This window comes from Candidatus Delongbacteria bacterium, from assembly GCA_041675285.1.
Taxonomy (GTDB): domain Bacteria; phylum CAIWAD01; class CAIWAD01; order CAIWAD01; family CAIWAD01; genus CAIWAD01.
In genome coordinates, this window is the sequence record JBAYTZ010000008.1 from 54,705 (window position 1) to 73,709 (window position 19,005).

Annotated in this window: 10 protein-coding genes and 1 tRNA gene; 9 read left to right on the forward strand and 2 right to left on the reverse strand. The window is 64.4% G+C overall.

Annotated elements, in window-relative coordinates:
• Positions 1-134 precede the first annotated feature (134 nt).
• Both lpdA and WC326_09650 read left to right on the forward strand, forming a co-directional pair.
• Positions 135-1,559, forward strand: coding sequence for a dihydrolipoyl dehydrogenase (gene lpdA, locus WC326_09645; protein MFA7331321.1), 1,425 nt, complete (start codon positions 135-137; stop codon positions 1,557-1,559).
• 127 nt (positions 1,560-1,686) lie between these two features.
• A tRNA-Ser gene (locus WC326_09650) sits at positions 1,687-1,773 on the forward strand.
• 209 nt (positions 1,774-1,982) lie between these two features.
• Here the strand turns inward: WC326_09650 and WC326_09655 are convergent.
• Positions 1,983-2,399 carry a response regulator gene (locus WC326_09655; GenBank protein ID MFA7331322.1) on the reverse strand — a complete coding sequence of 139 codons (417 nt, stop codon included), beginning with the start codon at positions 2,397-2,399 and terminating at the stop codon, positions 1,983-1,985.
• Positions 2,400-2,695: 296 nt separating this feature from the next.
• Between WC326_09655 and WC326_09660 the strand changes: the two genes are divergently transcribed.
• Both WC326_09660 and WC326_09665 read left to right on the forward strand, forming a co-directional pair.
• Entirely contained in the window at positions 2,696-4,363 is a 1,668-nt protein-coding gene (locus WC326_09660; GenBank protein MFA7331323.1) for an ATP-binding protein, read from the forward strand.
• Positions 4,360-5,790 carry a sigma-54 dependent transcriptional regulator gene (locus WC326_09665; protein MFA7331324.1) on the forward strand — a complete coding sequence of 477 codons (1,431 nt, stop codon included), beginning with the start codon at positions 4,360-4,362 and terminating at the stop codon, positions 5,788-5,790. The genes WC326_09660 and WC326_09665 overlap by 4 nt, the downstream gene beginning before the upstream one ends.
• A gap of 678 nt (positions 5,791-6,468) precedes the next feature.
• Here WC326_09665 and WC326_09670 read toward each other — a convergent pair.
• Entirely contained in the window at positions 6,469-9,375 is a 2,907-nt protein-coding gene (locus WC326_09670; GenBank protein MFA7331325.1) for a carboxypeptidase-like regulatory domain-containing protein, read from the reverse strand.
• A gap of 672 nt (positions 9,376-10,047) precedes the next feature.
• Between WC326_09670 and WC326_09675 the strand changes: the two genes are divergently transcribed.
• From WC326_09675 to WC326_09695, 5 genes are all read left to right on the forward strand, one after another.
• The gene (locus WC326_09675) at positions 10,048-11,646 is read left to right on the forward strand and encodes a lamin tail domain-containing protein (protein ID MFA7331326.1); all 1,599 of its coding nucleotides are present in this window, start codon (positions 10,048-10,050) and stop codon (positions 11,644-11,646) included.
• Positions 11,647-11,952: 306 nt separating this feature from the next.
• Positions 11,953-14,739: a S8 family serine peptidase gene (locus tag WC326_09680; GenBank protein ID MFA7331327.1), complete on the forward strand. Its 2,787-nt coding sequence runs from the start codon at positions 11,953-11,955 to the stop codon at positions 14,737-14,739.
• 117 nt (positions 14,740-14,856) lie between these two features.
• Complete coding sequence (locus tag WC326_09685) at positions 14,857-16,950, forward strand: hypothetical protein (protein MFA7331328.1); 2,094 nt, start codon at positions 14,857-14,859, stop codon at positions 16,948-16,950.
• 269 nt (positions 16,951-17,219) lie between these two features.
• Positions 17,220-17,684, forward strand: a complete 465-nt coding sequence (locus tag WC326_09690; GenBank protein MFA7331329.1) for a hypothetical protein — start codon at positions 17,220-17,222, stop codon at positions 17,682-17,684.
• Complete coding sequence (locus WC326_09695) at positions 17,684-18,871, forward strand: putative metal-binding motif-containing protein (protein ID MFA7331330.1); 1,188 nt, start codon at positions 17,684-17,686, stop codon at positions 18,869-18,871. The genes WC326_09690 and WC326_09695 overlap by 1 nt, the downstream gene beginning before the upstream one ends.
• Positions 18,872-19,005: the final 134 nt, after the last annotated feature.

Genomic DNA, 19,005 nt, shown 5'->3' on the forward strand with positions numbered 1-19,005 from the left:
CGAGAACGGACTGGGAAACGGGTGGCGAGGATTGCCTGGCTTGAGTTCAGGTCCATGATTGGATCCTTCGTGTTCTTCGGATTTCTTCCCGTGCTTCGTGTCCGGTGCGTGCTGCAAACCAAGTGGAGACCCGCATGAGCGAGATCACCCACGCCCCCCTGCTGATTCTGGGCGCCGGACCGGGCGGCTACGCCGCGGCCTTCTTGGCCGCCGACCTGGGGCTGGAGCCCGTGCTGGTGGCCCCGGAGGAGAACCCGGGTGGCGTTTGCCTGCACGTGGGCTGCATTCCCTCCAAGGCCCTGCTGCACGTGGCCGCGCTGCTGAACGAGGCCCGGGAGGCCCAGCGCTGGGGCCTGGCCTTCAGCGAGCCGCGGCTGGACTTGGACCGTCTGCGCGCCTGGAAGGACGAGGTGGTGACGGGTCTGACGGGCGGGCTGGGCGACCTGCGCCAGAAGCGCGGTGTGCGCCACCTGCGCGGCCGCGGCCGGCTGGTGGCCCCGGGGCGCGTGCGCGTGGACCTGGAGGGCGGCGGCCACGCCGAGCTGGGCTTCGAGCGCCTGCTGCTGGCCACGGGCTCGCGGCCCGTGATGCTGCCCGGCCTGCCGGACTCCGCCCGGATCTGGGATTCCACCGGCGCGCTGGAGCTGCCGCGCATCCCGCGCCGCCTGCTGGTGGTGGGCGGCGGGATCATCGGGCTGGAGCTGGGCAGCGTCTACGCGGCCCTGGGCAGCCAGGTGGTGGTGGTGGAGATGCTGCCGGCCATCCTGCCTGGCGCGGATCGGGACCTGGTGCGCATGCTGGAGAAGCGCCTGCTGCCGCGCTTCGCCGCTATCCGCACCGCCACGCGGGTCGGTCAGGTGGTGGAGAACCGCAACGGCCTGAAGGTCACGCTGACCGGGCCCGACGGGGCGGAGACCCAGGAGCGCTTTGACCAGATCCTGGTCTCCGTGGGCCGGCGGCCCAACAGCGACGGACTGGGCCTGGAGCACAGCGCCGTCCAGCTGGACGCGCGCGGCTTCGTCCAGGTGGACGGGAAGCGCCGCACGGCGGATCCGCGGGTCTGGGCCATCGGCGACCTGACGGGCAACCCCATGCTGGCGCACAAGGCCAGCGCCGAGGCCCGCGCGGCCATCGAGGACATGGCCGGGCAGAAGGGGGCCGGCTGGGACCCCGCTGCCATTCCGTCCGTGGTCTACACGGATCCCGAACTGGCCTGGTGCGGCCTGACGGAGGGCGAGGCCAAGGAACAGAGCCGCAAGGTGGCCGTGGCGCGCTTTCCGTGGCAGGCCAGCGGCCGGGCCCTCTCCATGGACCGCCCGGACGGCCTGACCAAGCTGATCATCGACCCGGAAACGGAGCGCGTGCTGGGCGTGGGCATCGTGGGCAAGGGCGCGGGCGAGCTGATCGCCGAGGGCGTGCTGGCGCTGGAAATGGCCGCGCTGGCCTCGGACCTGGCGCGCAGCATCCATCCGCACCCCACCTGCTCCGAGACCCTGATGGAGGCGGCGGAAGTCTTCTACGGACACGCCACCCATTTCCACACGCCCCGCCGCCGCTGATTTCCGCATTCGATGCGGATGATGGACAACAGGTTGGAGTTGGGGAAGACCGCGGCCCGTTGCATCAGCGCCCGCGCTTCCCTACACTTTGCGCTTCCTGAGCCGGCCACGTGCTGGCGATCGGCCGGGAGAGGTGACCGAGTGGCCGATGGTGTGCGCTTGGAAAGCGTATGTAGGGTTACACCTACCGTGGGTTCGAATCCCACCCTCTCCGTCCCACGAAAAAGCCCGCGTTCGCGGGCTTTTTTTTGGCGTGCAAGGAGACGGGGCAACGACCCGCAGGGAACGGCCCATCTACTCGCCAGACCATCCTCTGGAATCAGTCCACCAGTCTTCCCCACACATGGACAGGGTTGTTAAACCGGGATGATCGCCCACCCGCAACCGCAAGTGGGTGGCCTTTTTCTTCAAGCGCGGGGCTGGTCAGGGATTCACTTCGTATCCCTGACCGGAGATTGTGAAGATGGCCGGGCCGGCTCCACTGAGCGGCAGGGCCAGGGATTGGATGGCGGCCAACAAGTCCTGAATGTAAATCGGCTTCCCCAGCACCTTGTCCACACCTTGCGCGTGAGCTTTCTGCAGGGTCGCCGGCGAAAACTGACCGGAGTAGAGGATGGTCTTGATCTGGGGCTGTTTGCCCTTGACCGCCTTGATCAATAACAGGCCATCCATTTCCGGTAGCCGAAAGTCCGAAACAAGTAGATCGTAGGTCCCTTTTTCGCAGGCAGCCAGAGCCGAGGCGGGACCCTGATGCGCGTCCACCCGGTGACCTTCGGAGTGAAGAAAGCGACCCAGACTCAGCAGACTTAGCCAGTCATCATCCACCAGCAGAATGTTCATCCGATTCCCCTCAACAACACGGCCGGTTTTGCAGCTTGCGTGCCAATCGTGTTCCTGGCCTGTGCCAATTATATCTGCTTGTCAATGATAGACATCAATCACGGACATGCAGGTGAGTCGCACGCAGGGCTGTTAGATGAGCGCATCCAGTTGATCAGAATCTGAGGATTCTCAAGAATCTAATGGGTACCTTGCTTTCCGAACCGCCTCAATTCGTCCGCGCAACATCGCCCCTCTGCCAGCAGAAGTGATCGGATCTCCGATTGAGTCGGACGGCCAGGGAAAGCGAGAAACGGATGGGCCATTTGGAAGAACGGCTGAACGATTCTGAGCAGGCATCCGACCGGAAGCAGCGCCTGCAGGAAGCCCTCCAACTTTGCGATCTGCTGAATACGCAAGGTCGGCTAACCGAACTTGAATCGCCTGTGAACACGGCTCTGGAACTGGCCACGGTCTCCAATGACCAACTGAGCCTGGCCCGGGCGTTGAAGTTCCAGTCTCTGCTGCACTACAGCCGGTTGAGCTTTGATCGGGCCCTGGAGTCGGGTTTCAGGGCGGTCAAACTGCTGCAGGGACGCGACGAAGCCGTCCTGCTGTCGAGCCTGCTGAACAACATCGGCGTGTATTACACCGCCCTGGGAATTCCGGAGCGGGGCCTGGAGTACTTTGAGCAGGCCAGCGGACTGGATCCCGAAAACGGCAAAGCCATCAGCAACGCCGGCCAGCGCTTGCTGGTGATGGATCGGGTACCGGAAGCTGTCAAGCGCTTCAGGCAGGCGCTTGAACTGGCGGACCGGTTGGGCGACGAATTGCAGTCTGCCCATTTGTACAAGAACCTTGGTGATGTGAACCTGGCTGCGGGAGACATCGACACCGCCGAAATCCACTTCACGAAGGCGCTGGAAGTGGGGCGCCGCCTGCAGGACAACGTCACTTGTGCCTTTGCCCTGATCGGCTTGAGCAAGGTCGCCCTCAGCCGGGAATCAGCTGTCGAGGCGCGCGACCTGGCCCGGGAAGCCCTGGCATTGGCTGAACAACTGAACAGCAACGAACTCAGGTGGTTCGGGCTGTTGTCCCTGGCCGATGGTTGCCGGGCCATCGGCGATGACAAGGAACTGGCCAACGTCTTGACCCAAAGCCTGCAGTTGCACGAACAGATGTATTCCGGGAGCATCACGCAGCGAATCGCTGAGCTGGAAGCCACCTACAAGCTGGAGCGCAAGGAACTGGAAACAAAGCGCCTGCTTGAGCAGCAGGCCCGGCTGGCGTCCATCGGTGTGATGGGCGCAGGAATCACCCACGAGATCAATCAGCCGCTCAACGCCATTACGATCAATGCGGACGGCATGCTATTCAAGGATGATCGGGAAAAGGTCCTCCCGAAGGAGTACCGCGAGTCCGTCGAGCAAATCCACCAGGCCGCCACGCGCATCGACGAGATCGTCAAGCACATGCGCAGTTTCTGGTCCCGGCCCGACTACCTGAAACACGTCTCCTTCGACCTCAACGAAGGCATTAAGAACGCCCTGGGACTGATTCGCCGACAGGTGGCCAGTCACGGCATCGCGCTCGAGACCAGCCTGTGCAAAGGCCAGATTCCCGTGCTCGGAATCAGCATTCACCTGGAACAGATTGTGATCAACCTCGTGGTCAACGCGATGCACAGCCTGGACAAGCTGACGTCCGGCGAGCGGCGGATCACGCTGACGACTTCGCGGGACAACGGACTGGCCCGACTCACGGTCTGCGACACCGGAGAAGGTCTGCCCGAGGGCGTCAAGGACCGGCTGTTTGATCCCTTCTATTCGACCAAGCCCGCCGGTGAGGGCATGGGACTGGGTCTGGCCATCGTCAAGAGCTTCATCGAAGAGATGGACGGCTGCATCGAATGCGCCAATCAGCCGCAGGGCGGTGCCATGTTCAGCATCACGCTGCCCATCGAGGGCTGGGGGAAGGATCGATGAAGGTTCTGCTGATCGATGACGATCCCAGCAGCCTGCAGGCCCTGGAACGCTATCTGCGCGATCCGTTCGGCTATCAGGTGCTCACGGCCGCGAACTGCGAGGAAGGCCTGGCCCTGTTCGAGGCGAACGACATCTCCATCGTGCTCAGCGACATCCGCATGGAAGGCATGACCGGTCTGGAGATGCTCGACCGGATCAAGGCCAGTGACAAGGGCCGCGACACCGACGTCGTCCTGATGACCGGCTTTGGTGACCTGAACCTGTGCATCGCGGCCTTGCGCGGGGAGGCCAGCGACTTCCTGCTCAAACCGATTTCCGTCAAGGAACTGGACGAAGTGCTCAAGCGGATGGCCCGGCGCAGGCAGATCCGCCACGCCGCGGACCGCTCGCGTCTCAACGGCCCGGAGGAGAGCGGTTCCACCGGCGAGAAGAGCGAAGACGGCGGCAGCGTGTTCAGCGACATCCTGCCCGGCCAACTCGTCGGCTTCTATTCCGCACCCATGCGCACCATCCAGCACGTCTGCAGCAAACTCCACGAACAGCGGGATGTCCCGGTGCTGATCGAGGGTGAGACGGGAACGGGCAAGGAAGTGGTCGCCCGGTTGGTTCACGGCGGCAATCAGGAAAGCCGGCCCTTCATCTCGGTCAACTGCTCGGCCATTGCGCCCTCCCTGTTCGAAAGCGAGCTCTTCGGCTATGCGGAAGGCGCGTTCACCGGGGCCAAACGCAGCGGGGCGATCGGTCGAATCGAGCAGGCCCAGGGTGGCACGCTGTTTCTGGACGAGATTGGCGAGATGCCCCTCGACATGCAGCCCAAGCTGTTGCGCGTGATCCAGGAGCGGGAGCTGAGGCGGGTGGGGAGCGACAGGATCATGCGCCTTGACCTCCGGATCATCTGCGCCACAAACAGATCCCTGCTCGCCTTGTCGAAGGAGGGCGCTTTCCGCAGCGACCTCTATTACCGACTGAACACGGGCTACATCCAGGTCCCGCCGCTCCGGGATCGTCTGCGCGACATCTTTCCGCTGGCCAGGCTGTTCCTGGGCCAGGCCAATGCCAAGTGTGGAAAGAACTTCACTTCGATCACTCGCGAGGCTGTGCAGCGTTTGGAGGAGTACCCCTGGCCGGGGAACATCAGGGAACTGAAAAGCCAGATCGACCGCAGCGTCTTGATGTACGAAGGCCGGTACCTGGAAGTTGGCCACCTGGAGAGTCTGAGTGCGGGCCGCGAAGGGGATCTAAGCCAGGGCAACCGGATCCTGCTGGAGTTGCCGGATGAAGGCTACCCATTGGCGGACATGCAGGAAATCATCGCCCGGACGGTTCTTAAGCGGATGGGTGGCAACATCACCCAAGCCGCCAAGTACCTGGACATCGCCTGGGCGACCCTGAACCGGATGGCCGGCAAGACGAAGCACTGGAGTTGACGGCGGGAGCGCCGGACCCGCCTCCACAAAGGGTATGTCCACAAAACACACGAAAGGCACAAAGCGATCTTAAGCAACCATCATATCTTCACCAGCAGAAATGAGCTTTGAATTGCGCGTAATTTTTTATCTGTGTTCCTTGTGTTGTTTGCGGTTTAATTGCCTCTTGTTTCCTATTTACCAGTCGTTAACTCGGCATTTATTGCTCGGAAGATTATCAGCCTTTTGCGGTATATCGAGAAGTTCTGCCAACGAACGGGCTTTCCAGCTGGTGATGCCAAGAACGGCATTTCGTGTCAAGGTGAATATGGCGTGATTCAATTACGTTAGTCTCTCTAGAACAGATATCTCACGGGAAGACACGAATAAATTCTAAGAAGATAGTGAAAAAATTGTAAAACGACTCTTTATGCCATCGAAGTGACAAACAGTACAGCCATTGAAGGTCATTTTTCAGTTATTTATGATGATTATATTGTAGAGACGAAATTGATAGACAACAAAAAAAAGTGAGATTTAAATAGCATTTATGATAAATTCAATAATATGATCCGAGCTCATTTTCATATTCCTTTGAGCATCTAATTTCGTTGATCAGGAAAAAAAGAAGTTGCCTGCATTTCTGCAGGCAACTTCCGGATTCTTGATCTGCTCGGATCAAAACGGGGGTAGGCGATCTTATTCGTGCAGAGCCGTCACCTTGTAGAACTTCTTCGCGCTTGGCAGGGGAGCGTTCCAGCTTTCCCCGGCAAAGGTCCCCGTCAGGTCTTCCGTGAACCCGTGATACGGATTGTTTGAGGAGTAGACCTTGTAGGACGCGGCATCGGTCACGGGATCCCAGGACAGCACCGTTCTGCCTCCCGCTACGGTGATGTTCAACAGCGCGGGAGCCCCAAAGGGAGGCATGTAAGTGAAGCTGGCGGTTACGTCCACTGCCGGGCCCCAGGGGTAATCAGCCCTGACCCCGGCGATGTAGACCGGACCGGCGCTCAGGTTCTGGAACGGATACACCGTCTCGCTTTGGGCCGCCACCTGTAGGTCTCCATCCAGGCTGACGGCATAGGTCGCTTCGTTCGTTCCACTATCCCGGTAGCTGAGATAATTGTCCACGTACAGCAGACCGGGTTCCGCAACTCCGGGCCTGGATTCCGCCGAGAGGTCGTAGGTCCCCAAGGAAATGACGGCGGGTTCACCCGTGTGGGCATCCAAACTGTAAGGCCCACTGGCCAGCAACACGCCGTTCTGGTAGTACTTGATCTCATCGTTGTCCAGGTCGGCGACAAAGGTGAAGCGGAACCACTGATCCTGGGGATACGCGAGATTCAACTCATTGCCGCCCAGCAGGATATCGACCGTTCCATTGGCGCGGTAGAAGACTTCGATGGCGAACAAGGCTCCCCACACGCCTTCCCGGATGATTCCCTGGTGGGCGCAGTTGCCGGCAGGCACATAGAGCATGGCTTCGAACGTGTACGTGCCCGTGGTGGGATAGGGCCAACCCAGATCGCTGTAGATGTCGCCTGGCGTTCCTTCCACCGTGCTGATCTTGAGGGATTTGGACCCTTCATAAGCCCATTCGTCCGTGGTGACCGCGTGGCTGCTCGGCCACAAAGGGGTATACCAGTACCTGAGGTTGGCGGTGACATCCAGGCCCACCTGGAACGGCTCGTGGTCCTGGGAATAGGCCTCCACCGGCAGCGGATGCTCCCAGCTGGCCGTTCCATCACTGGCTACGGCAAGATCCCGAACGGGGTACTTGTTCTGTTCCAAGGCGACCGTCAGCGCGGTGAGTTCATTTTGCCGGAACTCCACGCTGTCCTGCAACCAAATCTCGTGTCCCAAAGCCCACACACTGACGGTATAGGTCCCAGGGGTCCAGACTTCACCGTCATAGCTGCTGGCCCACGCGTCAATCTGGGTGCTCCCCGTGTTGTTCCCCAACTTGATCTTCAGGGTGTTCCAATCGAAACCCGCAGGATCATCCACGACGAAATCGAAATGAACGTACGAGGGCGTGCTGACACTCATGAATTCGATATCCAGCGCGGTGGTTTCCTCGGCCACAACCACAACATTTTCGATTACAACATCATAGCAGTTGACCTGGGTGGCGAGGATGTCATAGGTGCCCGCCGGCAGGATCAGTTGGTAGGTGCCGGATCCCGTGCCGTGCGTCATGTACTGGGTGCTTCCATCATCAGCCGTAATGGTCGCCAGGGTGAACGGGTCCCAGTTGTAGATCTGAGTCAATTGTCCGGCAATGAAGCCGGCATTCGGGATCTGATTGAGGCTGAAATCATGGCCCGTGACGGTTTCACCTTCCTGGACAACCACATTCGTCAAGGTCTCACTGATGTAGCCCGCCAGACTGGCCGTCACGTCGTAGGTGCCGGCCCCCAGCGCCAGGGAATAGAATCCGCTGGTATCCGGATACGTGCCATTGGTGCCAACGGAAACGAGGACATCCTCCACGGAGCCAATGCTGCCGTTCAGACTTACGGATCCTTCAATATGGCTTAGTTCGGGAAGCTCCAAGATAAACAACTTGGTAAGCCAATTGGTATCATAATAGGATCCCAACATCATGCGTTCGTCATTGGAGATCCAATTAATCATGGTGGCGAATTGATAGTCTGCAGGATGATCCACGCCGAACATGTTTAAATAATTGTCAGCCCGCATGAAGCCCATTCCCGGCTTGTAAACATGAGCGTATTGCTCACCGGAATTAAAATCCCGCGTGACACCCACAATTAAGCCGGAATTGCTCACGTCGGTGCTTACCACACTCATCCAGAAGCTGGGGTTTTCCGGCTGCACGACCTCATAGCTTGCTCCGCCATCCGTCCACAAGGAGCCGAAGCTATTCATATAACCGGCCATATAGAGACCATTTTGGCTGAAGGCCGAAATTTCCCCATTGACCCAGTCCGGAGGAGATGCGACCGTTTCTTGAGTTATGTTTAAATTTGCGTCAACAGTCCATAACGTGGGGATCCAGTTTCCATCAACACCCGCCATCCAACCGGCGAACTGTGTCCCGTCTTCACTGACCGCGTTGACTCTTCCATCTCGGGTATTTTCTTCGGGAGTCAGATCCAGGATCTGCCACTCACCCAATTCGTCTTGATACCACATGACAGGCGTCGTATGGGTAGCAGAAATCCACTGCATGCCACCCAGGAATGTCCCTGTAGAATTACAACTCCAAACATTGCAGAAGAACATGTCACTGCTTTGCCCATAGGGAAGATGGGGCAACTCGTGATAGGTATTGTTCGCATCCCAGTAGCAGGGCAATTCGTGGCCCAGATTCGAATCAATCTTGGAACCGAAAATCCGTCCGTCATCACTGATGGCACCGGCTTCGGCGTTTGAATCCACCGTGACGAGGCCTTCGGCTTCCGTCCAGTACACGACTCCACTCCACGGGTAGTAGTAAGCCGCAACCTTCAAGCCGTCAGAAGTCACGCCGGCAACATTCGCTCCCTCCAAGTCGAATGGAACCATTTCTCCAACTGGATACGCCCGCAGATGGGATGGCGCCAGTAACAGACCAAGCAAAAGCAGCGCATTCCATTTCATGATCTTCTCCTTTTATGAGCAAATTCTGTCGTTATTGTTTGATACGTTGAACTGCGCTATCAATCTCGATTGAAGGATAGAAATGGTCAATTGCGGGATTAGCTAGAACGCAATGCCATTGTCCGGGACCCAACCCTTTCGTCATCGGAAGTCGCATGATTGTACCACGCCCTGAGGGTGATCGTCATCGGGCAGGCTGCCTGGAGCCCCTGGCCCTGGCAAGGATAGGACAACATCTGTGCCAACCACCACCAACCATGGATAACCCAGTGATCGTGATGTTGTGCAACACGTTACGAGCCCTGCCGGGGCCTTTCCAGCTCGTAGGAATGTGACATGTCACAAATCTGTTATGAAAGAACTGAGTCGCTTTGAGATTGAGAGGGCCTACCCCGCAAATTCTGAACCATCCGGATTTGCAAAAGCGTTCATCCGGCAGAGAGATCAATCCAAATTGACCCAGGGTTCAGCACGTGGCCCCAGTGTTGCGTCTCGGGTTGGGCAGTCCGGACTCCGCACCGGGAATCCCTGTCAGGAGACCTGGAGCGGAAATCTGAGGCTCATCCGGTCTGAATGCACAAGCGCCTGCTTGCGGGCGCTGATCGGGACGGCTCCCCGCCGCCCCTGCCCAAAACCTGATGTGACGAATCCATGAGTGGAAGGAGACGGAGCATGAAGACCGGACTGACCCTGGCGGCCTTGATCACCGCCGGACCCCTGTTTGCCGCAGTGGTGATCAACGAGATCCACTACAACCCCGATCCCGGCGCCGACACCAGTTACGAGTTCTTCGAACTGCACAACACGGGCGCCGTGGACGCCGACCTCGGCGGCTGGGCCGTGACCTCCGGCGTGGTGCACAGCTTCGCCGCCGGCACCAGCATCCCGGCGGGCGGCTACCTCGTGGTGGCCAAATTGGCGAGCACGTACACGGGTGCGCCCTACCACCTCACCAACGTGGTGCAGTGGACCTCGGGCGACCTGAACAACGGCGGCGAGACCCTGACTCTGAGCGACGCCTCCGCCGGGGTGGTGGACACCGTGCCCTATGACGACGGCGGTTGTTGGCCGCTGGACCCGGACGGCCAGGGGCCCAGTCTGGAATTGCTGGATCCGGCGCAGGACAACAGCCTGTGCACGAGTTGGGCGGCCAGCACGGGCGTGGACTACGGCACTCCCGGCGCGCAGAACAGCGTCTTCGCCGGCGGCGGTAGCGCTCCTGTGATCAGCGGCGTGGCCCACAGCCCGGTGGCGCCCTCCTTCTTGGACGCGGTCACGGTGTCGGCCACGGTCACCGACGACACGGGCCTGGCGCTGGTGCAACTGGAGGTGGCGGTGGACGGCAACCCCAGCCAGTTGTTGGCCATGTCCAACCAGGGAGGCGACCTGTTCACGGTGCTGATCCCGGCCCAGGCGGCGGGCGCCGTCGTGGCCTACCGCGTGCTGGCCCAGGACGACAATGCCGAGACCACGCTGGGTGACTGGCAGGGGTACACGGTGGCTGCGGGCACGGTGGAGATCCTGATCAACGAACTGCATTACAACGGACTGGCCGCAGGCACGGATGTGGATGAGTTCATCGAACTCTTCAACCACGGCACGGCCACCGTGGACCTGGGCGGCTGGAGCCTCTCCGGCGTCACCTTCACCTTCCCCGCCGGCAGCTTCATCGCCCCCGGCGAGTATCGCGTGCTGGCGGTCAATTCCGAGGCGTTCGCGGCCCGCTACGGCTTCCTGCCCGACTTCCAGTGGACCTCCGGCGCCCTCTCCAACGACGGCGAGGCCATCGTGCTGAGCAACGCCTCCGCCCAGGAAATGGACCGGGTGGTGTACGACGATGCCAGCCCCTGGCCCACCACGCCCGACGGCAGCGGTCCCAGCCTGGAATTGATCGCCCCGGCGCTGGACAACAGCCTGGCCGCCAACTGGCAGGCCTCGTTTGTGGACGGCGGCACGCCCCGTGGGCCCAACAGCACGGCGCCGGTGGTGGAAGCCATCGACGCGCCGCGCGGCTTCGCCCTGGCGCCGGCCTGGCCCAACCCCTTCAACCCGTCCACCACGTTGGCCTTCACGCTGGAGCAGGCGCAGGTCGTCGAACTGGCCGTCTTCGATCTGGCCGGCCGGCGCGTGGCCGTGCTGGCGCAGGGATTGCGCTCCGCCGGCACGCACCAGGTGGTCTTCCAGGCGGAAGGTCTGGCCAGCGGCCTCTACCTCGCCCGCCTGCAGGGCGAGGGCCGGCTGGAGTGCCAGCGCTTGGTCCTGGTCAAGTAATCCACGGGCGGAAGCCCGCCCACAGAACGACCTGCCCTCCGGCTGCCCGCGCGGCCGGAGGGCTTTTCCTGCCCGGCCGGCTCGCGCGGCCTGGGCCGGGGCCGTGTCACAACGAAAAAGCAGGGACGGGCGCGCAGCGCGGCCGCATCTTGTCGGCGGCGGAATTTTTCTTCCCTGACCCGGCGCTAAACAGTAGCTTCGGTCTGCCCGATCATACCCAAGCAGCCAGTGTTCGCCCCTCGCCCGTTGCGGCCGGGAGAACCGTTGTAGCGCCCCCGGCGAGAGCCGGAAGGAGGAGTGGTGAAGATGCGTCGCGTTGTCGCCCTGTTGGCCGTGCAGGCCCTACTGACCGGTTCCGCCCTGGCCTGGACCACCGGCGGCACGCCCGTGGTCGAGGGCCAACTGTTGGTCCGCTTCGACCAGCCCGTCCGCTCCGCCCCGGAGGCGGACCTGCTGCTGGGCGACTCCCGCCTGCAGGCCCGCCGCGAGCTGGTGCCCAGCCTGGGCATCTGGCTGGTGGAGCTGAAGGAGGGCCTGGGCGTGGAGCGGGCCCTGGCCGAACTCGAGGGGAACAAAGCCCTGCGCTGGGCCCAGGCGGACCACAAGCTCGAGCTGCGGACGACCTTCCCCAACGATCCCAGTTGGGGCAGCCAGTGGGACCTGCACAACACGGGACAGTCGGGCACGGCGGACGCGGACATCGACGCGCCGGAGGCCTGGGACCTGGGCACGGGCGGCACGGACGGCAATGGTGACCCCATCGTGGTGGCCGTGGTGGACGGCGGCATGGAGCTGACGCACTCCAACCTGGCGCCCAACCTGTGGGTGAACGCCGGGGAGCTGGGGGGCAGCACGGGCGTGGACGACGACGGCAACGGCTACGTGGACGACCTGAACGGCTGGGACGCCTACGGCAACGACGGCGGCATTCCGACCCACGCCCACGGCACGCACGTGGCCGGCACGGTGGGCGCGCGCGGCAACGACGGCAGCCAGGTGACGGGCGTCAATTGGAACGTCAAGCTGATGCCCGTGGCCGCCTCATCCAGCACCACGTCCATTGTCAGCGCGGGCTACAACTACGTGCTGGTGGAGAAGACCCGCTGGCTCCAGTCGGGCGGGAGCCAGGGCGCCAACGTGGTGGCCACCAACTCCAGCTTCGGCGTGGACCTGGCCTTTTGCAACAGCGGCAGCTATCCCATCTGGAACGACCTCTACGACGCCCTGGGCCAGGTGGGCGTCCTCTCCGCCGGGGCCACGGCCAACGCCAACTACAACGTGGACACCCAGGGCGATGTGCCCACCAGCTGCTCGAGCGACTGGCTGGTCTCCGTCACCAACACGACCAACACCGACGTCAAGTACAGCAGCGCGGGCTATGGCGCCACCACCATCGACCTGGGGGCCCCGGGCACCGCCGTGCTCTCCACCTACACGGGCAACAGCACGGCCACGCTGACCGGCACGTCCATGGCCACGCCCCACGTGGCGGGGGCCATCGCCTTCCTGCACTCCGTGGCGAGCCCGGGCTTCACGGCGCTCTACAACGCCGATCCCGCCGGCGCCGCGCTGCTGCTGAAGGAGATCCTGCTCGGCACGGTGGATCCCAAGCCCGGCCTGCAGGGGATCACGGTCTCCGGCGGGCGCCTGAACCTCTTCGCCGCGGCCCAGGCCATCTCCACCTACGGCGGCGGCCTGCTGAGCGGCGTGGTGCTGGGCCAGGACACGGGCCTGCCGCTGGCGGGAGCCGCTGTGACGGCCCAGCCCGGCGGGCGCAGCACGCTGACGGACGCCCTGGGCGCCTATTCGCTGGCTCTGCAGCCCGGCGGCTACACGCTCACGGTCACGGCCTACGGCTACCAGGCCGGGGTGGCCGAACTCGTGATGCCGGAGGAAGGGGGCCTGAGCCAGGACTTCACGCTGCTGCCCGTGCCCCGCGCCCACCTGTCCGGCGTGGTGCTGGACGGCCAGGGTCAGCCGCTGGCCGGCGCCGAGGTCCTGATCCAGGCCGTGGACCTGCCCGCCCAGCTCACCGGGCTGGACGGCGCCTTCGATTTCCTGCTGCCCGTGGGGGCGACCTACACGCTGGTCTCCCGCGGGGCCGCCGGCGAGCTGCACGATCCCCAGGCCGCGGACTCCTACGGCTACCGCGCCTACGATCCCGGCGATTCCGACTGGAGTTCGAGCCAGGTGACGCTGGACGCCGACGGCGAGCAGCGCGTGCTGCAGGGCCAGACTCGCGTGCAGTTCCAGTGGAGTCCCATCGACCCGGAGCAGGGCGGCGCGGGCACGGCCCTGGAGTTCACGGGCGACGACCAGACTCTGGCGCTGCCCCTGCCCTTCCCCTTCCGTTACTACGGGCAGGAGTTCAGCAGCCTGTCGATTTGCGGCAACGGCTGGCTGGCGCTGGGCAGCACCAGCAGCGTGGAGTGGCGCGGGCAGGCCATCCCCACCGCCGCGGCGCCCAACGCCGTGCTGGCGGCGCTCTGGGAGGACCTCTCCCCGCAGCAGGCGGCCAGCGGGGCCATCAGCACCTGGCATGACGCGGCGGGCGGGCGCTTCGTGGTGGAGTTCCACACCATTCGCCAGTACACGCCGGCCACGGCCTTCGAGACCTTCCAGGTGATCCTGCTGGATCCCGCCGTCCATCCCACCGTGACGGGCGACGGGGCCATCCTGATGCAGTGGCAGGAAGTGGGCGAGAGCGACAACGCCACCGTGGGCATCGAGAACCCCGCCGGCAGCGCCGGTCTGCAGTACTTCTACGGCCGCGGCAACGGGCTGAACACCCCGGGCGGAACGCTGCCCGCCAGCAACCCGGCGCCCGCGGCGGGCCTGGCCGTGCTGTTCACCACCGGCCTCTTGCCGGTCACGCCCGTGCCCGGACCGGTGACGGATCTGGTCATCGCCGTGGAGGGAGGACTTGTGCAGCTGAGTTGGTCGCCCGTGGCGGCGGCCAGCAGCTACCGCGTGGAGAGCGCAACGGTCCTGGGCGGACCGTGGGCGAGCGAGGCCGTGACGGTCAGCCCGGCCTGGAGCAGCGGCGCGCCCGCGGATGCCCTGCGCCTCTATCGCGTGGTGGCCGTGAACTGAGACTCGTGCCACCGGTGCCTTGAAGAATCGGCGGATCCAGCTGGATTCGCCGATTTCTGTTTCGACCCATGCGAAGCAGTGCTAGAGTGTCTCAACCTTTCTGCATGGGAGACTCTCATGGCGCCCGTTGCCCTGGGCCTGCTGGCCCTTTTGCTTGCGGTGAGTCCCGCACCCGCCCGCCAACACGCCGTGCCCGCGTCGTACGCCACCATCCAGGCCGCCATCGCCGCCTGCGCGGAAGGTGACACCGTGCTCGTGGCTCCGGGGGTGTATCACGAGCGCCTGCTGATCCAGGACCGCGCCATCCTGCTCACCTCTCACCTGCTGCTGGAGGACGACACCACCCTGGTGTCGCGCACCGTTGTGGACGGGGATTCCCTCGGGTGCGTGGTGCGCATCGTTTCCGCAGGCCCAAACGCCACCGAGCTGCGCGGCCTCACGGTGAGACGCGGGGTGTCCGGCCTGGAAGTGAATGCACCTGAAGTACTGGTGCGGAGTTGCCGCTTGGAGGACAACCATGCCGCAACCGGAGGGGGCATCCTGGTGCGCTCGCGCCCGTCCTTGCGCCTGCGGTTGGAGGGGGTGGAGTTCCTGGGCAATTCCGCCACGTCTGGGGGAGCCCTGGGCTTCGCGTCCTACCTCTGGGATGATTCCCTACTCGTCCTGGCCGAGAATTGCCTGTTCCGCGCCAACTCCGCCACCATCGGATACGTGGCGAGGGTGCACGGCAACCAGGAGCGCATCCGGTTCAGCCTGACCGACTGCTGGCTGGAGCGGAACCATTCATTGGAGGACGCGCCAGGGGGATCCGGCAGCCTGTTCCGGGTGGAGGGGGGCACCGGCGACCAACTGGTGGAGGTGCGGCTCGACGGGTGCAAGCTGGTGGACAACCAGGTGGAAGCGGGCATCGCGCAGCTCGAGGCGGGCACGGGCGATGTGCGCACGGCCTTCCGGGCCGACGATTGCCTGTTCTCGGGCAACCAGTCCCTGGGCAGCCTGTTCCGCGCCCACGCAGGGACCGGGTACGCCGTGGCCGACCTGGTGGCCCTCGAGTGCCGCATCGAGGACAACATCGTCCAGGGTGACGTGTTCTCCTTGTCGAGTGGCACCGGATCCGCGCTGGCCACCCTGACGGCCGACCATTGCTGGATCGAAGGCAACGAGGCCCAGGGAGGTCTGCTGGCCGCCGAAAGCGGCACGGGCAGCAGCGTCGTGCGGGCGGGTCTCCACGGCACCACGCTGCTGCGCAACGAGGTGCAGGCGGACCTGCTGTTCGTCAGCGCCAACATCGCCAGCAGCACGGCCGCATTGACCATGGACTCGTGCGTGGTGCTGAGCAACACGGTGCATCAGGAGGGTCGGAGCCTGGCGCGGTTGGGGCGAGGAGGGAATCCCAGCCGCTTCATGCTGCGGGGCACGCTGATGGCGGACAACACCCTGGCCGGCGGTCCTGTGCTGGACGTGGGTCCGGTCTTCGCTGGCCAACTGGAGATGGCGGTCGCACTGGTGAACTGCACCGTGGCCGACAACCACCAAGCCGGCGCCGGCCTCTCCATTCGAAGCGCCCAGGCCGTGCTGGTCAACAGCGTGCTGGCGAATGACGCTGGACCCTTGGTGGTCCTGGCGGGCGACAACATGGACTGGACCGCCGTGGGCGTGTCGCACTGCCTGGCGGAAGGCGGACGCGAGGCCCTGGACGTCGACGACGCGCACCTGGTCTGGGAAGAGGGCAACCTGGACCTCCCGCCGCTGTGGTGGGAAGGCGCGCCGGCCCCCTACACGCCTGCATTGGAGTCGCTCCTTGTGGATGCGGGTATCCGCCAGTACAGCGCGGGTTGGAGCGTTTGGGCGGACACGCTGCTGGTAGACGCGACGGACTACCATGGAGCGGGTCCGGAGATCGGCTGGCGCGAGGTGGACGCCGTGTGGTCGGCTCGGCCGAAAGGTCCGGTCGCGTTGGAGCCGCTCCGGGCCTGGCCCAATCCCTGCAACGGTTCCCTCACCGTGCATGTGCCGGCGGACCCGCGCTCCGGCTGTCTACGCCTTTACGATGTGGCAGGACGCCTGGTGTGGGAAGAGGGCCGGGCGGGCACCGGGTTGACCGCACGCCAGGTGCGCCTGGACCTGGCTGGATTGCCGGCGGGCTCATACTGGTTGATGACCGCGGGTCGGCCCCGCGATCCGGGACTTCGCGTGACCGTTCTCCCGTGACCGTCAGCCGGTCCGGCGGAGCTTCGGCGCGACGGGGTCTTGTTTCCCGGATCCCCCCCACCAGGTCCACTGGCTTCGCTGGGGATTGGATGCGATCCTGACACGCAGCGCGGGCGGCGTCAGCTGCCCAAATCAGCGCCTCGTCCTGACCCCCTGGCGGACGACGGCCCGCGACGCCCACCACTCGTCAAATCATTCACGGCTTCAGAGTGGATGCTCTGGGCGTCGTATGCCTTCGTTCCGCCCCAACCCCAACAGGAGCCACCATCATGCGCTGGATTGTCTTGGGAAGCGCCTGCCTCTTCGTGACCGGCTTGGCCGGTCCCGCTTCCGCCACCCGCCTGGTGGGGGCGGAGTTCGTGGCTGCGGGCGGCTCGTGGAGCGGCCCCGCCCGCCTGGAGGCGGCCCTGGGCCAGGCCCTGCCGCCGGGCACGGCCGCGGCTGGATCCACCCGCCTGCAGCTGGGCGGGCTGGCCTGGGGATTCGTTCCCGCCGCTCTGGGCGCCCCGTGGCTGGACATCCAGCCCCTGGGCGGCGACCTCGCCCTGGCGTGGAGCTCCGTGCCCGGCGCCACGCGCTACCGGGTGTGGTCCGGCTCCAGCTGGCCCGGCACGCCCGTGTTGCTGCTCGAAACCCCGGACACCCAGTGGCTGGATGCCGGCGCCGCCGCGGCGGACGCCCGCCGCTGGTACCGCGTCACCGCACTGAACACCCCGCTGGAGGAGACCCGCTGATGCGCCTTGCCACCCTTTTGACCACCGGACTGCTGGCCCTGCTGCTGGCCGGCGGCGGGGCCGCCGCGCCCTCCGTGATCCACCACCAGGGCCGTCTGCTGGACGACAGCGGCGCGCCCATGACGGGCAGCGTCACCCTGCACTTCGCCCTGTACGCCAGCGCCACCGATCCCACGCCCGTCTGGCTGGAGAGCCACGGCGGCGTGCCGCTGCAGGACGGACTGTTCCACGTGTTGCTGGGCGGGGAGAGCAGCCTGGATCCCGGGACCTTTGCCGACGACCTGTGGCTGGGCGTGCGCGTGAACGGGGAGGCGGAGCTGAGTCCGCGCATGCACCTGGGAAGCGTGCCCCACGCCTTCCGGGCCCAGCGCGTGGACGAGCTGGACGCGGACAACGTCGCCCAGCTGCTGGCCCTGTTGAACAGCCTGCCCGACGCCGACGGCGACGGATACACGGCGCTGAAGTTCGGCGGGGACGACTGCGACGACCGGGACGCCGCGGTGCATCCCGGCGCGACGGAAGTCTGCGACGGCCAGGACAACGACTGCAACGGCACCCCCGACGACGATTTCGAAGCCTATTGGTGGTACCCGGACGCGGACGGCGACGGCTTCGGTCGCGGGCCGGCGGGCCGCCTCACCTGCGAACCCCCGGCGGGCTGGGTGATGGTGGACGGCGACTGCGACGACAGCGACGCCTCCCGCCATCCGGGAGCCGTGGAAGTCTGCGATGGGCTGGACAACGACTGCGACGGCCAGGTGGACGACAACCCGAGCACGGGGCTCACCTACTACTACGACGAGGACCAGGACGGGTACGGCGCCGGCGCCGGGCAGCGCTTCTGCGTGCCGCCGTTCAGCTACTGGGCGCAGGCCGCCGGCGACTGCAACAACTCGGATGCCGCCATCTATCCCGGGGCGCCGGAGATCTGCGACAATCAGGACAACAACTGCGACGGCCAGACCGACGAGGGCCTCGGCCAGATGTGGTACCCGGACAACGACGGCGACGGCTGGGGCGCCGACGGATCCGGCATCTGGGCCTGCGAGATGCCCTGGGGGTCCTACACGTCCACGTCCGGCGACTGCGACGATTCCAACAGCAGCGTCTGGCCCGGCTCCGCGGAGATCTGCGGCGACGGCGTGGACAACAACTGCGACGGTCAGGTGGACGAGTCCTGCCCCTGAGCCGCGCCGCCTTATCCGATGATCATGTGAGACACCACCCACAGGCGGCCCCGGGCCGCCTGTTCCTTATCCTGCCGCGGGCGGAATCCCGCAGGCGATCTCCCGCAGGCGATCTCCCACAGGCGATCTCCCAC

Excerpts from the sequence above, each read along its gene's own strand:
- WC326_09680 (MFA7331327.1), top strand. The coding sequence starts at position 11,953 with ATGCGTCGCGTTGTCGCCCTGTTGGCCGTGCAGGCCCTACTGACCGGT.
- WC326_09670 (MFA7331325.1), bottom strand. The coding sequence starts at position 9,375 with ATGAAATGGAATGCGCTGCTTTTGCTTGGTCTGTTACTGGCGCCATCC.
- WC326_09695 (MFA7331330.1), top strand. The coding sequence starts at position 17,684 with ATGCGCCTTGCCACCCTTTTGACCACCGGACTGCTGGCCCTGCTGCTG.
- WC326_09690 (MFA7331329.1), top strand. The coding sequence starts at position 17,220 with ATGCGCTGGATTGTCTTGGGAAGCGCCTGCCTCTTCGTGACCGGCTTG.
- WC326_09665 (MFA7331324.1), top strand. The coding sequence starts at position 4,360 with ATGAAGGTTCTGCTGATCGATGACGATCCCAGCAGCCTGCAGGCCCTG.
- WC326_09685 (MFA7331328.1), top strand. The coding sequence starts at position 14,857 with ATGGCGCCCGTTGCCCTGGGCCTGCTGGCCCTTTTGCTTGCGGTGAGT.
- lpdA (MFA7331321.1), top strand. The coding sequence starts at position 135 with ATGAGCGAGATCACCCACGCCCCCCTGCTGATTCTGGGCGCCGGACCG.
- WC326_09660 (MFA7331323.1), top strand. The coding sequence starts at position 2,696 with ATGGGCCATTTGGAAGAACGGCTGAACGATTCTGAGCAGGCATCCGAC.
- WC326_09655 (MFA7331322.1), bottom strand. The coding sequence starts at position 2,399 with ATGAACATTCTGCTGGTGGATGATGACTGGCTAAGTCTGCTGAGTCTG.
- WC326_09675 (MFA7331326.1), top strand. The coding sequence starts at position 10,048 with ATGAAGACCGGACTGACCCTGGCGGCCTTGATCACCGCCGGACCCCTG.